Source organism: Streptomyces sp. NPDC058239 (genome assembly GCF_042882185.1).
Lineage (GTDB): Bacteria > Actinomycetota > Actinomycetes > Streptomycetales > Streptomycetaceae > Streptomyces.
Genome location: NZ_JBHVWS010000051.1, coordinates 50,050 through 65,244, shown reverse-complemented (window position 1 = coordinate 65,244; position 15,195 = coordinate 50,050). Strand labels below are relative to the sequence as shown.

Below are 15,195 nucleotides of genomic sequence, written 5' to 3'. Positions count from 1 at the left end.
CCTCCGGAGGAACGACGCACGACCCTACGGGTCGTAAAGACGATAAACCCCTCCGGGGTTTAAACAATTCCTCCGGAATTGTTTATGAATTCCTCCGGAATTCGTGCACGGACCGGGAGTTTGTCTGAACTAGGTTGCGTGCGCTCCGGCTTCTTGTGGCGAAGGCTCAAGAGGTCTGGCAACGCGGCAGGGTGACGGTGGTGCGCCTTACGGCCCGTCAGTGAACTGGTGAGGTGACAGGCCGAGGCCTTCTGACACACCAACACCTCACCCCCGGTAGACCCTGAATGGGGGCCGGACCGCCAACGGCAGACCGTACCAGACGGCCCGATGCATCACTCCGTGATGCAGGGTAGAGACTGTGAAAATACACCCCCTACCAAAGGAGACGATCACCGGCCGACCCTCAACGGAACTGACCACATAACCCACCGCGTACAGAATTCACCACGACGAGGAAAACACATAAAGAAAAGCAGTGACCAAGCCACAGGGACCGATACCAGCGCACAGGAGATCCGATGATCCTGGACAACCGGGAAACCCCGCCCCCTCGCTGTGACGCAGCACGGACCCAGCGGGAAGAACACGGCCGCACGCCAACCGGATGCGCCAGCACCCGGGGGCGGAGGCCCCGCCGACGCGCAACCCAAACCCCCAACCCCGATCCCCGACGCCACCGCACCACCCACACCCGCCCCCACCTCTTTTCTCATTCGGGCAGGGGTAAGCGGCAGCAGAGGGGATGTCAGCAGGCAGACCATGCGCGGAAACCTCGGTTGACCTGCGGATACGTCGGCCCTCCCAGAGAGGCTCACGCAAGAGAAGTTGCAAGAGAAGGTGCAGCAGTAACCGCAAGAGATGGTGCAAGAGATGTTGCGGGTTCGGCGTTTCGGGTGCCTCCCACCCCATCAAAAGTGTATTATTGATTTCCTAGTCAAGCGGCAACCTGACTGGGACTCAATCACCAACCCGAGGAGCCCCCTTGGAAGCGAAAACCGTTGACGCGGCAAGCCGACTCACGATCCATATTGCTGGAGATCACGAGACCAATGCATCAATCGGTCTGACGATCATTCCCCTTCTCAAGATCCCGACAGCCATCATTGAATTCAGGCACCCTACCGGCGCGCGTGTTTGGTGGGAAGGCTGGTGCGAGGCCGCCGAAATGCTCGACAGGGTTTTTCCCGAGCAGGTCGACGCGGGCGAATTGCGTGAACCCGAACTCACCATCAATTCGTTTGTGATTCTGGACGGCGCGCCCCGTCGCGCCAAGGTCCGGGCCCGCAGCGCGGCAGTGAGCCCAGACGGGATCGGCGCACTGTCTGTCACCGTCGGGGGCCTGACGATCGCGTGCGCGTCGCGGAACGCGGTTGAGTGTCAGGTGCGCGGATGGCGCGAGGCGTACGACATGTTCGCCCGTAACGGAGGATTCGGATTGCCGTCCGCCGACGAAGTGGCCGCGCGCGTACGGGCCAACCACGACCGCCACGAGGTCAAGCTGTTCACTACCGCCACGGGGTCAAGCTGTCCACGGCCGCCGAGGAGCAGCGGGCAGGCGGGACGCAGTGACGCGCCCAGGGTGGGGCGACCGGCGGTCGAGCCACCTTCCCGGAGTCACAACCAACAGAAAGGGGACACCATGATGGCCACAGGACCGATCAGCCAAGGGCAGCGGGTGCGGATCGAGCGGCGCCCCACCCGGAGCCTGGCCGCCTCAGGGCCGGAGGTGTGGGAAGGCACGGTGTTGCAAATGTTCTACGTGGACAACGAGTTGACCGGCGTCGAAATTTACGGCAGGCGCGAGAGCACTGGCGAGACCAAGCGGGTCATGTTCAGCCTTACCCCGAACCAGTTCTTTCGTACGACAGTGACGCTGGTCGAGTCGTAACTCGCCATGTCCGGGGGGTGATTGTGGGTTGAGATCACCCCCACCAGAGCGTATTATTGATTCTGTGAGTGAGCGGCAACTCACTCGGCACCAACTCACCAACCCGAGGCAGGAACACGATGAGCGAGTACGAAGACCACGTACGGCAGAGCCTTGAAGGCCAGCACGATGAGCCGAGCAAAGATCTCAGCATGGACGCGATGCGGTGGACTCCCGCACCCGTCAGCGAAGCCGTGACGGACGAGGCGATGCACATCGCAGCCGACACGGCGCAATCGTTGCTCGACCGCGCAACCGACGCGTACCTGTCCCTTCTTAACGCCGTTCTCGGCGACGGGACACACCATATGGTGGCCAACGCCAGCACGCCGCACGGCCAAGTCACCGAGGGCCAGGAACTCACCGTGATGGGTGACGCCCTGATCATCAACGAGGCCGCATCTATGCGGGTGTGCGCTGTGATCGCGGCTGGCATGGTCGGGTGCGCCACCGGCGCACTGGTCGTGCGTACCTTCGCCCCCGACGGGTCGGAGTTCGTACGCGGCTGGAAGGTCCGGAACTTCTGGCTTCGCCCGCTCACCGCCGACGACATCCGGGAGGCGTACACCGTCGACACCGAAACCGGCGCACCGCTGGCCCCGGAACCCGGCGTTGAGTACCGGCAGGCCGAGCGAGTGCCCCGCCCGGAGGTGGACGGGAGCAGCGCAAGCACCAGCCGCACCGCGCCCACGGACAACCGGCCCCCGAACCGCCGCAACTGAGCACCACCCGCCGGGCCGGTCAAGCGACCGGCCCGGCGGGAACGCCCCTGGCTCCCCCTGCCCTGCCTCCCGGTGTGAGCGGCAACTCACCCGGCACCAACTCACAGTGGAGTGACTCGACATGACCGCGAACCCGTCCCCCGCCAGCAGCACCCGCACCCCTGCCCAGGAGCCGGCCCCGACCCCTGCCGAAGTGCCGGCGCCCACCGCCCCGACCGCCGATCTGCCCCGCAACCTGGTCCAGCTCACCGCCCGCGCGGAAGCGGCCGGATGGACGGCCGCCGTCGAGACGCAGCCCGGGCACTGCGCGCTGCTGCTCACCGCCCGCCAGGAGCCCAGGGAAACCGTCCTGCGGTGCGTGTGGAGGCTCACCGCCCCGGGGTATCGCTGGGACGGCGCCACCCTGGCCCGCAACGGCCAGCAGGCCGCCCAGGGCATCGCATGGCGCGCCCTGGGGGACCTGGTGGCCGCCGAGGCGCCCACTGCCCGCACAGCGCCAGTCCTTTCGGCCTACGGCGAGCGGGACGCATCCCCCGTGACGCCGGAGGTCATCTCAGCTTCCATCGCCGCCGCCCCGGCGGGTGATGTCCCCGTCATGCTGCGTCCGTGGATCAAGGCCACCGTCCCGCTAGAGCTGTACCCGTCGCAGTTCGTCGGGCGCGACTACGTCGGCGCTGACTGCCTGCTGGCGCCCAAAGGCGACGACGCCGCCCCGGACACTCAGCCGGTCCTTTCGGTGCTCCCCTCCGACTACCTCACATCGAACGCCGCCTACCTCAAAGATCTCGCCGCGTACGCCGTGGCGGAGGGCCGCACCGACGAGGAAGGGGCCGCGTTCGCCCGGTGGGTGATCTCGTCCGAGATCCTGACGTTCGGGGTGTACCGCTCGGCGTATGAGCAGTGGGTGCGATCGCTCACGTGCACCATGACCGCCCGCTACGCGGTGCTCACGCACACCCGGATGAACGGCGCAGCGCTCCGCCTGGATTGCGGTTGCGGGCAGCGTCACCCCGGCCGACCGTGGGAGGGCACCACGGTATGGAATGACGAGGGGTGCCACTACCCCAGCCCCAGCGCCGTCCCCCTGGATCGCATCGCCGACCTGATCACCGCACGCGGGTACCAGGTCGCGGGTGAGTGGTCGCACGGCAATGTTGTCCGCCGGGTGAACATCACGGCCATGGACGCTGCGGACACCCTCCCCCCACCAGACGGGCCCCGGGACGACACCGCCACGTCTGCTCCCCCGCTCTCCGCGCGCAAGGAGGCGTGATCGTGGCACACGAGGCCGAATTCGCTGCGCGGCTCACACACAACGGCGCAACGCACGATATCCAGCCCGGATGGTCATACTCGGACATCAGCAACGCACGCACCAAATGCGGCATCAAGGGCCCGCTTGCCATCGAGTCACTGACTAGCGGCCGTCCCCTCGCGGTGACCTGCAAGAAGTGCGCAGAGGCTGACCGACCCGACGGCCAACGGGCCCACCCCGAACCCGCCCCGACCGTCGCCGCTGCCTCGCAGGAGCCCGAACCGACCGGAGACGTCTCCGCGGCCCCGCCCGCCGCACCGTCGCCGAACGAAATGGCCGCGCTGCCCAAGAACGTGCGGACGCTGGTCGAGGCAGCGACGGCAAGCGGGTGGGACACCACGTCCCGGCCCGACCCGCGACACCTGGCTACGGGTGCACGCCGACATCGCCGCCCACCTCCACGAAGCCGGATTCGTGACCCTGCCGACCAAGGCAGGTGTACGGGCCGCCCCGGCCTGAGCCGGTCGCCGTCCACCTGGAGCACGGCGACGTGTTCCGTGACGGACTCGACGCCTTGGGCCGCTACCGCATCTGGTGCCCTGACCACCCCCATCTGACCGGCCGCCTGCAGAACTCTCACGGCCTGGGATCGCAGGTGTTCACCTACGTCTACGCGACGGAGAAGGCCCGCAACCCCATCCGGCCGAAGGGCTTTCGCACCCTGCACGGCGCCGCCGAAGCGTGGGCCGCCCACACGGGCCTGCCGCCCGTGACGGTGACCGAGATCTGACCGCCCCCTGCGCACCCGCGCCCGTCCGAAGGAAACCCCCGTGTCCGACCGTTCCGCGCTCCAGCTCTACGTCTATGCCATGCCCGCCGAGGACCAGGCCGCCGTGCAGCTTGGCATCGACGACAACTGCCTTGAGCCGTACGACGACTCCAGCAGCGACATCGTGCTCGGGATGCGCTACCTGACCGAGGAAGTCCCGGTCGGCTCCGCGTACGACCTCGCCGTGCACCTGCTCACGAAAGCCCCCGGCACAGCGTTCGAGCTGTGGCAGGACCCCGTTTTCCAGCACGCCGGCCGCTACGTGGCGCACCTTCCCGGGATCGGCACCTACGAGGGCGTGTGCGACTCCTACGGCTCCCCCCTCGTGAAACTGACCGAGGTACTCGACGCCCTGACCATGGCGCAGGACAGCGCCTCACCCCTCCCGGCGGACCACGTCGCGCACCATGCGCCGTTCTTCACCGCCCTGCGGCGCGCCCAGGCAGCGCGGCGGCCCTGACCAGCATGTTTGCCCGATATCCCCCAGGAAAAAAGGTGTTGCCCCACAGCCACAAAGGCGTATAATTGATTTCATGGGCAAGCGGCAACCGATCGCACCAGGAGCACGCGTGAGCGACACCGCAACAACGACACCGATGCAGCGGGTCACCCTGCGGCTCGGCCAGATCCGCGTCAACGAGCGCAACGTCCGCCAGGAACTCAACCTCGACGAGAAGTTCCTCAAGTCGGTTGCAGCCAACGGCGTGAAGGTCCCCGTCGTGGTCCTCCCGCTCGGCGAGGACACGTACGAGCTGAAGATGGGCCACCGGCGCTACTTCGCCGCCCGGACCACCAAGGAGACTGAGGAGGAGCAAGACACGGTCGAGGTCCCCGCGTACGTGCTCAACCCCTCGCTGCGCGAGGCGGGCGAGGACTTCATCGACCAGCTCATCGAGAACGACGACGACTACCGCCGTGGCCTGACCGAGCTGGAGCAGGCCGACGCCCTGTTCGGTGCGGTCGGCGAGGGCATGAAGCAGGCGAGGGTCGCCGAACTCACCGGCCGGACCCGTACCCAGGTCTCCCGCGCGGTCAAGACCGCCAAGACGGTCGGCGAGCGGACCCGTTCGGTCCTCGCCGAGGCCGGGACGTATGACCTCGATCTCGAAGTGCTCGGCGTCCTGGGCGAGTTCGACGAGGACGGCGACGCTGTAGACCGGCTGCTGGAGGCCTACCGTAAGGGCCGCTTCGAGTTCCAGGCGCAGTGGGAGCGCGACGACCGGGAGGAACAGCAGGCCCGCGCCACAGCCCGCCCGCAGCTGAAGGAGGCCGGGGTACGGCTGGCCGAGGACTCCGACACCCTTCCGCCGACCGCCGAGCCGCTCGCCGAGCTTGACGGCCCGGACGGCGAGCCCATGAGCGCCGCGGCGCACACCGCGTGCCCCGGCCACGTGGCGACCTGGGCCGAGAACCCCCGCGAGCCCGGCGAGGTGGACTACTTCTGCACCGACCCGGACCGCTTCGGCCACCGCCCGCCCCAGGAGGACGACCAGGAGACGGACAGCGACGGTGCCGAGCAGCAGGCCGAGACAGCGGCGGAGATCAAACCGCCGGAGCCTTCGCGCGAGTACGTCAAGGCGGGCAACAAGGCCTACCGCGCCGCCGAGAAGGCCCGGCAGGCGTGGCTCAAGGACCTGATCGGCCGCAAGACCACGCCGAAGCCGCTCGCCGCGTTCATCACCGAGCAGTGGCTTGCCTGCCCCAAGCCGGTGGCCCAGTGGTCGGGAGACGTCGGCCGCCGCAACCTCATCAAGGAGCTGACCGGCTACGACCAGCCCGCAGAGCGCGCCAAGACGGCGACCCCGGCCAAGCTCACCCTGCTCAACTTCGCGGTGCTGGCCGCGACGTTCGAGAAGCGGATGAACGAGGTCCGGACCTGGCGCACCGACCGCAGCGCGCAGTCCTCCGTGTACGAGCTGCGCGAGATCCGCTCGGACGCCCGCACGTGGCTGACGTTCCTCGCCGAGATCGGCTACCCGCTCTCCGGCGTCGAACAGGCCGTGGTCGAGGACGAGCCCTTCCAGGAGCACGAGCCGGACGCGGCCGACGAGGACACCCCGGACGGCGCGAGCGCCGAGAACTCCGAGGACGCGTCCTGACCTGCGGCCCGGGCCGGACCACTCGGCCCGGCCCGGGCCCCCTCCCCCTCTCTCTGCGTGCCGCCCGCCCGGAAGGCTTCGCCATGCTCCGCTCCGAACTCCGTCTCACCACCGGTCTGTTCGTCGCCCAGGCCGCCGTCAGCAACCACACGGGACTCATCGCCCGGACCGGGCTCACGATGCCGGCCGCGCCCTTCGGCTCCGCCGCCTGGCAGGTGCCCGCGCTGGTCGCCTACCTTCACCGCCTCCATCGGGACGAGGAGGACCCCTCCCCCGAACTCTGGCGTGCGCACACCGAACGCCAGACGGGCGGCCCGGTGCCCCGACCGCACCGCCGCTACCAGGACAACGGCCTGCACGACCCAGACGCGGTGTGCGTGCTCGACATCCAGCTCGGCCCGCGCGACGAGGAGACCGGCTGGCCCGCCGCCGACCTCGCCGTCATCGAGCAGGAGGAGGGCGCCTGCCCCTTCGGCCGCGTCACCCGCCGCCACGGCGCCGAGGCGATCGCCGCGTACGCCGCCGAGGAACTGACCGCCGAGCACGCCCGGCTCATGGACCGTGCCCGCCGGCACCAGGACGCCACCTTCGTGTGCCTCGCCGACCTGGCGCAGCGCGCGGCCGACTGGGCCGACAAGGTCCGCGCCGCCGCGCACGCCGACGCCGTCCACGTCCAGGCCGAGAAGGCCCGGGCCCGCATCACCCGCTGACCAGCACCACTCACCGCCGCCTGTGGAGGCCTGCGCCATGTACGAGTTCGAGCCCGCCTCGCCGACCTACGCCATCTCCGACACCGTCGTCGAGCACACCATGCGCGGCCGGGACCGATCCAGCGCCGACCTGCCCGGCGGCTACCGGCTGACTCTGCGAACCCGCGAGCTCCACGGACCGGTGAGGGCCGCGCTGGCCGCGCCGTCGCCCACTGGCAACGCGCGGATCTGCACCGTGCGCTTCAGCCCGGTCACCCCGATGCCCGCCATGACGCGCGTCCTCGACGCGGTCACCCGCTACGCCCCCGCCCTGCCCGACGCCCGCGACGCGCACCCGTCCCCGCAGGCCGTTGCCCGCCTGCTCACCACCGGCACATCCTTCCAACGGCCCGGCGAGCCGGGGCTGTTCGTTCGGTTCGGGCCCGCGGAGGCGTGGCTGAACGGTAAGCGGCTCAGCGTCACCCTGGGCAGCCCGGCCAGCGGGATCAGCCTCATCCTGGAGGGTCCGTGGGACGCACCGTCCACCGCCCGCCTCACCGCCGCCGTCCTGGGCGAACTGACCGACGCCGAGCAGCTCGCCGGCGAAGTAGCCGCCCTGCTTCCGCCCGGGCCGTGGCGGGTCGTCTCCGACCAGTACCACCCCGACGCCGCCCTCATCCTGACCAGCAGCAGGCGCCCGGACCCGGAAGACCCCTTGGGCCGCAGCGTCTCCCGCGCTCTGCGCGACGTCGGGAACGACCTGCAGGCCGCCCGGTCCGACTGGGACTTCCAGGAACTGATCTCCATCGAGGGCTCGGCCGTCGCCCTGCGGATCACGCGGCGGGAGCGCGCCGTTGCCCGTCTGGTCCGCACCTGCGTATCCACCAGCGTCCCGGGCGCGGACGAGGTAGGGAACACCCGCACGACGTTCGCCCCCGCCGACCCGCCCACGGCACCCGACCGCCCGCCGTCCGGCTCCCCTCACAACGCCTCTGGCCTGGCCCTCTACGTCGCCGCCGAGGACGAGCCGTACCAGTACGGCGTGAAGCTGGATCTCGGCGAGTGGGGATACGTCCTGGCCGCCCAATCCGTCCTGTACGGGCCTGGCTGGTACCCGTTCCACAAACACGTGACGCGGAGGGAGAAGGACCCCGCCTACCCGCTCAACGACCGCGAGGTGCCCACCGGGCGCACGATCCCCGCCCCGGTGCGGATCTCCCCCGACGTCGAGAACTTCTCCTGGAGCAACGAGTACGTACAGCTCACCCCCGTTGACCACCGGGTCGAAGCCCGCCTGCGTCTCTACGTCGGCGAGCGCCAGGCGAGGACTCTGGTCCGCACCGTCACGCTGGAGATCGACCTGCGGGCGCGGCGGGTGACGCTCCCCGACCGGATCCCCGCCGCGCTGCGCCACCAGGCCGAGACCAAAGGCCGGCGGATCCTCGACCTGCTGCTCGCCGCGCGCCGCGAACGCCGACGGGGAGCAACCGAGCCGTGGTCCGTCCTGGAGCCCTGGGGCCGCGGCGACCCGCCCAGCCCGGGCACCTGACGCCGTCGCCGACCGCGCCCATGCGCTCCCACCGCGGCCTCTGCGTCGCTCAGCACTTCGCCCCACCGGCGGATCCCGAGACGTGCACCTGTACGCCCGCCGTCCGCTACGCCTGCGGACACTGCTACCACGATCAGTGCCTGGACTGCGGGTTCTGCACGATGGGCAGCTGTGTCTGTCACTGCGAGTACGGCCTCGGATTCCACCCGGGCGACTCACCTGCCGAGGGCCCGATGTTCTGGCTCGGCGGACATCACGCCAAGTCGCTGTCCACCTGGGGCGTGCCGATGTGCGTCTCGCGCTCCGCGCTGACAAGCCGGGCGTCCCTGCCGCGCGCCGCCGAGGCGTGGGTATACGACTCGGGCGCCTTCTCCGAACTCGACAACCACGGCGGCTAGACGATCGGCCCGTACGCCTTCGTCCGCGAGCTGCGCCAGTTCCGCGACGGGATCGGCCAGCTCGTCTGGGCCGGACCGCAGGGCCTCTTCCGCGCCCCCGTGAGTCTTCAGGTGGCCGGGGGGTTAGGGGTTGCGGCGACGTTGACCACTCTCTTCCTTCCTCGTCCAAGCCATCGACCAGTTCCTTGGCTCACAACTCGGGTTGAGAGCAACGTGGTTGTCAGTGGCTTCCGGTAGACATGAGGTTGACCAGTCACTCGTTCAGCGGAGTTGTGGATGACAACGACCTCAATGGCACCTCCCGGGGGTGAAGGTGGCGCCCCTGCCGCTGGGGGCGCTGTAACCGCAGCGGCCCCAGGAGCAGACCCGGACGCTCAGCGTCAGCATGCCAAGCAGATGGTCTGGCTTCGGTTCACCATCTGGCTCGTCCTCTCAGTGCTCGTCGGGCTGGCACCCACGATCAGCGCATTCCTACATAGCAGGCAGACCGCTGGCACTCCGCATCGCAGCTTTTGGGAGTGGTGCAGCGAGGCTCAGCTCTATCCCATGGCCATGTCGCTGGTCATCGCTTCCGTCGGCGAAGCCCTGATGCAGTTGATGAAGAAGGCCTCCGCAGCCTTGGTGTTGGTAACGGTGAATAACCTGATCATCATGGTGTTCGCAGCCATCCTCTCGCCTTCCTCCGATGACGAGAACAAGATCAAAGAGGTCGTCGGCCAGCAGTCACTGATCGCGTTCCTTGTGGCTGTTGCTGGATCTGGGCTGTGCACCTTGATGTGCGCGAAGGCCGCTGCGGCAGAGGAGACAGCGTGATGAAAGATTGGTTTGTAACGCTCGCCCCCCTTGTTTCCACCGCGACCACGGCAATCGCGCTCTTGCTCCGCAGCGACCGTGCGATGGAGAAGATTCGGAAGCTGATGGGTCTAAGCAGGAGTTCAACGTCTTCGCGGTCGGGCTTCAAGGAGCCTCACCTGTGAGCAGACGCAGGGAGATGCACTGACGCCCCCTCACTGTTCAGCCCGGTCGAAGGGGCGGACGCAGAGTCAGCCTCAACCCGCAGGCGAAGCTGTTCAGCCGCCGGAGCCTGCTGGAGCAGTTCGACCCCGGCCGCGGCGAGGACCGGCCCGCCCTCGCCGCCTTCGAGGAGGAGCTCACCTGCCCGTGGGCGCTGTACCACGTGCGGCGCATCCTGCCGGTCTCGAAGGCGGACCCCACCCGGCGCGGGCGGCCGATGCGCTCGGCAGAGCGGGTCCACGTGGGCCGCGCGTCTGCTGTGGGCCGGAGGCTGCGCACCGTCTCGGAGCGGCACGGCTACCCCGTCGAGGTGGACGAGCGCTACGGGCGGGTTCGGACGTGGATGCGACGCAGAGAGTCGGAGCTGCCGACGGTGGAGGAGCTGATGGTGACCGCTCCCTATCACGTACAGAACAAGCAGGTGCCGCGCGTGGCGGGGTGTGCGCCGGCGAGATTGACAGCCACCCATCAAGAGCGTCATATTGATTACGCGAAACAGCGGTAAAAAATGGTGGGCGGCGGAAGGCACCCTCTCAAGAGGGTGTCGACCCAGGGCGGCAACCCCGGCCGAACGTCCCGCCGACCACCTTCACCAACCCATCTCGCCTCCGGCACGTGAGCGCCGGAGGAACAAGAGGAGCAGGCCCTCAGTATAGGGCCGCGGACCGGACCGGAGAGTGCAATGTCCACCAAGCCCCTGAACCCGCAGCGTCGCGTCATCGGTGGCCGTGCCGTGGTCAACCGCGACTGGATCCGCGAGTTCACCGGCGCGAGCGTCGGCACCGCGGCCCGCTGGTACAAGGTGCGCGACGAGCAGCCCAAGGAGCACCGTCACCCGGAGAAGGAGCGCACCGACGGGGCCGACTTCTACGACGAGGAGCAGTTCCGCGCCTTCTACACCTGGTTCCAGCAGGACAAGGCGAGCAAGGTCCTCAAGGCCGACCCCGAGCTGTACGAGCTCAACCCCGGGGACATCGTCTCCATCAACAAGGCCTCCGCGCTGCTGAACTTCAAAGGGCCCTCGGTGATCCGTAAGTACCGGCGGGACAACCCTGACTACTTCCCGGACTCCGTCGGCGAGGTCGAGGGGCCCACCGGCCGGATGATCCCCGGCTTCCGTGTCGGCGACCTGCAGGACTTCGACCGGAAGCGCACCGGGGACAAGCTCGGCAAGGCCGGCCGCCGTCCCGGGCCGCAGGACGAGGCGCCCGTCGGTCGGCCTTCGGCCCTCGAGGAGGTTCTCGCGGCCGAGCTGAGCGCCCGTGCCGGCGGTGAGCCGCTCACCGCCACGCAGCTCGCCAAGCAGTACGCCGCCGAGGCGATCGAGCGCGACGGCTACCACCCGGGTCTGGCCGCGGAGCTCAGCGTGCAGTACGGCGGTCCGCAGAGGTCCTGGGAGTACGTCGTCCGCAATGCACTTGAGCACCGCACCGCGGCCGCGCCGGCTCGCTCGGAGGCCGACCGGCGGGCGGTCATCGCCCTGGCCGCTCTGCGCGAGCGCGGCGATGTCCGAGGGCTTGCCGCTTCCCTCGCCCGCGAGCACGGCGGCAGCCCCGACGTCTGGTCCCGCGCGGTGAACGTGGCACGCAGGCTCACCGACCCCACTACCTGATCACCCCGACCAGCCGGAGGACGATCCCCGATGGCCAGCTATCAGCTTCGCGACACCGCCACCCGCCAGGTCCTCGCCCGCGATCTGGCCGACTACGCCGCGGCCGAGGCCGCCCTGGACCTCCTCGACGCCGAGCTGGAACACGACCTCGCGGCCAACGGCGAAGGCGCGGGACGCGTCCGGCTGCGCCTCGACGTCGAGAAGGTCACCAACGGCACCGTGGAGGCCGTCGGACACCACGTGCTCCTCCTTGGCGTCGACGACTACACCGACCCGCTGCCCGCGCTGTAGCCGACGGAGCTTGCCCATGACCCGCGATGCGCCGCCCGAAAAGCCGGTGCCTCGCTCCCACACGCCGCGCCGCGCCGCCGCACAGCTCAGGCGAGGATCCTCCCGCCCGCCGGCAGAACGATCACTGCGCCCGGCGGACCGCCGGCTCTGCCGTGGAAGAGCTCCTGGGCCGGTACCACGCGCGCCCTTTGCCGTACGCACAGATGAAGAAGACCGACGTGGTCACCGCGCGCATCCCTATCACCGCGGACCCGATGCTCGGCTCCGTCCTGGTACGGGAGCTCACCACGCCTCTTTCCCTCTCGATCGGCGCGTTCCCGTGGGATGCCGAGCCGTCCGGGCGGGGCAAGAAGGAAGGATCAGCCGCCGTCCGCGTCTTCTCTCTCGGCCTGCCCCACGGCGTCGACCACTCACGGGTGCGCGACGAGCGGGGGCAGCAGGCCATCGCCGGGCCAGAGGGTCTGTTCGGCCACGAGGCAGTTCAGGAGCGCGCCGACTTCCGCCAGCGCGGCGGCCCTCGCCGCAGGCCCGTAGTCGATGAACTCGTCGGCTGCGGCGTCGAAGGCGCGCACGTGGCTGTCCGGACCGGTGCAGACGAGGGCGCGCGCGATCTCGGGCAGTCCGAGGCTGAGGGCATCGCAGTCCCCGGAGTAGACGAGCCGCACCAGGTCGGTGATGACGCGCTCCCAGTCGCCGACGGCTGGCCAGTCGGCGCCGCCGTTGAGTTCGTGGGTGAGGGTGGACAGCGGGATGATCTCGCCCTGCTGCCGTCCTTGGGTGAGGAGGTCGTGGATCCGGGCGCCGTCGGGCTGGCGCACCTGGGGGTGGAGCAGCGAGTCGGCGGCAACGACGGTGGTGTTGATCTCCTGGGTTCCGGGGCCGGGGTAGTACGGCTCGTGTGCGAAGAGCAGGTACACGTCCTGGGTGCGGACCGGGCTCGATTCGGGCTGGGGCATGAGGAGGGTTCCTTCCAAGGGCGAGGTGCCGGGGGCGCGGTGAGGTGCCGGGGATGTTGTCGGCCGGACGCCCGGCGGGTACGGGCCCAGGAGCGGCCCGGGCTCACTGGTCTGGTCCGTGTCGGCTGCTCGGTGCTCGGGGGCGGGACGCTGGATGATCTGGGCGACCTGGTGGGCAAGTTGGAGCAACAGCCCTTCGTGGGCGATGAGGCTGGCTGAGGCGGAGCGGGTGTCCTGGGCCTGGAGCAGGCCGGCGGCCTCCCACAGGAGGTTGTGGCCGAGCTCAGCCGAGCGGCGCAGCTCGTAGCGGTCGCTGCCGGTGGCGGCCTGGACGAGCGAGGTGTGCAGGGTGGCGAGGCGCTGCAGGTAGCGGCACGGGCCGTCGCCTTCGACGATATGGACGTGTTCGCGGGCCCGGGCGTCCATCCGGTCGGGCAGGTGCTCGGCGAGCAGCGGGGCGAGCAGCACCGCCGGCAGCGCGACATCCGCGGGGACGCCGCGGCCGATGGCGAACAGGCCGACCATCACGCTGATGAGGGCGGCGACAGCGGCGGAGAGCCGCAGGGATCCGGGGACGTTGTCCAGGGCGAGGCGTTGTGCGGGGCGCCTGGTCAGCCAGAGCAGTGCCAGGCGCTGCCTGCGGGTCGCGGCCGGGGTGAGCACCCCGATCTGATGGGGGATCTCTGACGGGCTGCCGTCGCCGGGGACGGTCCAGGCGAGCCAGCCCCAGGCGGTGCGTTCGTGGACGCGCACGAGTTCGCAGGCGGCCGAGCAGGTGTGGTCGCGGACGTGGCCGGTGCGCAGGGCGCGGGTGCGTTCCTTCTCCCACCGCCCCAGGTCACGGGCGAAGGGGCGCTCGTGATCCGCGGCCGCGGTCGGCGGCGGGGTATGGAGGGTGTCCGTCACGGGGTGCTTCCTTCCATCGGGTCGGTCACGGCGGAGGCGCACGTGGTGCAGCGGCCGTCGCCGTCGGGCTGGGCGCGGCGGGGTGTGGGGCCCGGGCAGGTGCGGCACGGCGGCCAGCCGAGGCAGGCCGGGCAGAGGTCCTCGCCGGGGGCGGTGCCGGGCACGCCGCAGCCTGCGCATTCGACGAGGGCTCGGTAGGTGAGGGCCTCGCTCACGGTGTGGGCGGCGGCGGAGCTGGTCGGCCGCGGCGCCGGGTCGTCCCACGCGGGCTCGTCGTGGTGGTCGGCGGCGGTGGCGGGCGGGGGGTAGGCCTGGGCGGCGCGGAGGCGGGCGGCGATGATCGCGCCGACTGTGGTGCGCACTGGGTGGGGCAGGGGCCGGGCGGCGATGACGTGCTGCAGTTGCTCGCGGCTCCAGCCGGCTTCCAGCATCACGGCCGTGACGCGGCCTTGGTCGGTCAGTGCCTTCCCGGTCAGCAGCAGCTCGGGGCGAGCCGCCCCGAGTTCGAGCAGCAGTTGGATCCCTGGGTGCATCTCATCCGCCGCGGGCGCTGCCGGCGGGGACGTCGGCGTGTGCGGCTGCTCTGTCTGTCCTGGCGCTCGCGCCGCTTCGCCGAGGCACGGACGGAGGGGTCTGGTGTTCTGCTTGTTGGTCTTCTTTCTGTTGGTGTTCTTAGTGCCGGGATCAGCCAACGTAGGCTCAGCCAATCCTGGGAAACCCGACTCTGGTTGTGAGCTGGGGTTTTGCAGGGCGGGCAGGTCGGTGATGAAGTACAGCGCCTGGCCGAGCGTGCCGTTGGGGTTCCGCTCGCGGGTGCGGTAGAGGAATCCGTGCCGCTCCAGCTGGTGGAGCCCCGTGGTGACAGCGTCGACGCCCTCGCGGCCGCGGCGTACCAGTTCGGCGAGGGTGACCTGCCAGCCGTCCCGGTGCGTACTGACGTACCCG

At 69.6% G+C, this 15,195-nt stretch carries 13 protein-coding genes and 1 pseudogene; 12 read left to right on the top strand and 2 right to left on the bottom strand.

Features of this window, described 5'->3' with window-relative positions; all coding sequences use genetic code 11:
* Positions 1-985: 985 nt before the first annotated feature.
* The 12 genes from ACFVYE_RS37195 (at position 986) to ACFVYE_RS37140 (ending at position 12,388) form a co-directional block, all read left to right on the top strand.
* Positions 986-1,891, top strand: a complete 906-nt coding sequence (locus ACFVYE_RS37195) for a hypothetical protein (protein ID WP_389608412.1) — start codon at positions 986-988, stop codon at positions 1,889-1,891.
* A 119-nt stretch (positions 1,892-2,010) separates the two neighbouring features.
* Entirely contained in the window at positions 2,011-2,652 is a 642-nt protein-coding gene (locus ACFVYE_RS37190; protein WP_389608411.1) for a hypothetical protein, read from the top strand.
* 121 nt (positions 2,653-2,773) lie between these two features.
* Positions 2,774-3,925 (top strand): hypothetical protein, encoded by a 1,152-nt coding sequence (locus tag ACFVYE_RS37185; protein WP_389608410.1) that lies wholly within the window; start codon positions 2,774-2,776, stop codon positions 3,923-3,925.
* A gap of 532 nt (positions 3,926-4,457) precedes the next feature.
* Entirely contained in the window at positions 4,458-4,697 is a 240-nt protein-coding gene (locus ACFVYE_RS37180) for a hypothetical protein (RefSeq protein WP_389608409.1), read from the top strand.
* A gap of 40 nt (positions 4,698-4,737) precedes the next feature.
* Positions 4,738-5,196: a hypothetical protein gene (locus ACFVYE_RS37175; RefSeq protein ID WP_389608408.1), complete on the top strand. Its 459-nt coding sequence runs from the start codon at positions 4,738-4,740 to the stop codon at positions 5,194-5,196.
* 109 nt (positions 5,197-5,305) lie between these two features.
* Positions 5,306-6,835, top strand: coding sequence for a ParB/RepB/Spo0J family partition protein (locus ACFVYE_RS37170; protein ID WP_389608407.1), 1,530 nt, complete (start codon positions 5,306-5,308; stop codon positions 6,833-6,835).
* Between the two features lie 83 nt (positions 6,836-6,918).
* Positions 6,919-7,545: a hypothetical protein gene (locus ACFVYE_RS37165; protein ID WP_389608406.1), complete on the top strand. Its 627-nt coding sequence runs from the start codon at positions 6,919-6,921 to the stop codon at positions 7,543-7,545.
* 37 nt (positions 7,546-7,582) lie between these two features.
* Positions 7,583-9,073, top strand: coding sequence for a hypothetical protein (locus ACFVYE_RS37160; protein ID WP_389608405.1), 1,491 nt, complete (start codon positions 7,583-7,585; stop codon positions 9,071-9,073).
* Between the two features lie 20 nt (positions 9,074-9,093).
* Positions 9,094-9,471 (top strand): hypothetical protein, encoded by a 378-nt coding sequence (locus ACFVYE_RS37155; RefSeq protein WP_389608404.1) that lies wholly within the window; start codon positions 9,094-9,096, stop codon positions 9,469-9,471.
* 546 nt (positions 9,472-10,017) lie between these two features.
* The gene (locus ACFVYE_RS37150) at positions 10,018-10,284 is read left to right on the top strand and encodes a hypothetical protein (protein WP_389608403.1); all 267 of its coding nucleotides are present in this window, start codon (positions 10,018-10,020) and stop codon (positions 10,282-10,284) included.
* An 883-nt stretch (positions 10,285-11,167) separates the two neighbouring features.
* Positions 11,168-12,097, top strand: coding sequence for a hypothetical protein (locus tag ACFVYE_RS37145; protein ID WP_389608402.1), 930 nt, complete (start codon positions 11,168-11,170; stop codon positions 12,095-12,097).
* A gap of 30 nt (positions 12,098-12,127) precedes the next feature.
* Complete coding sequence (locus ACFVYE_RS37140) at positions 12,128-12,388, top strand: hypothetical protein (protein ID WP_389608401.1); 261 nt, start codon at positions 12,128-12,130, stop codon at positions 12,386-12,388.
* Positions 12,389-12,798: 410 nt separating this feature from the next.
* On the opposite strand, the gene ACFVYE_RS37135 is transcribed toward ACFVYE_RS37140, so the two are convergent.
* Complete coding sequence (locus ACFVYE_RS37135) at positions 12,799-14,250, bottom strand: hypothetical protein (protein WP_389608400.1); 1,452 nt, start codon at positions 14,248-14,250, stop codon at positions 12,799-12,801.
* A pseudogene (locus ACFVYE_RS37130) lies at positions 14,247-15,195 on the bottom strand (hypothetical protein); the annotation flags it as partial. The pseudogene ACFVYE_RS37130 and the gene ACFVYE_RS37135, both read right to left, overlap by 4 nt.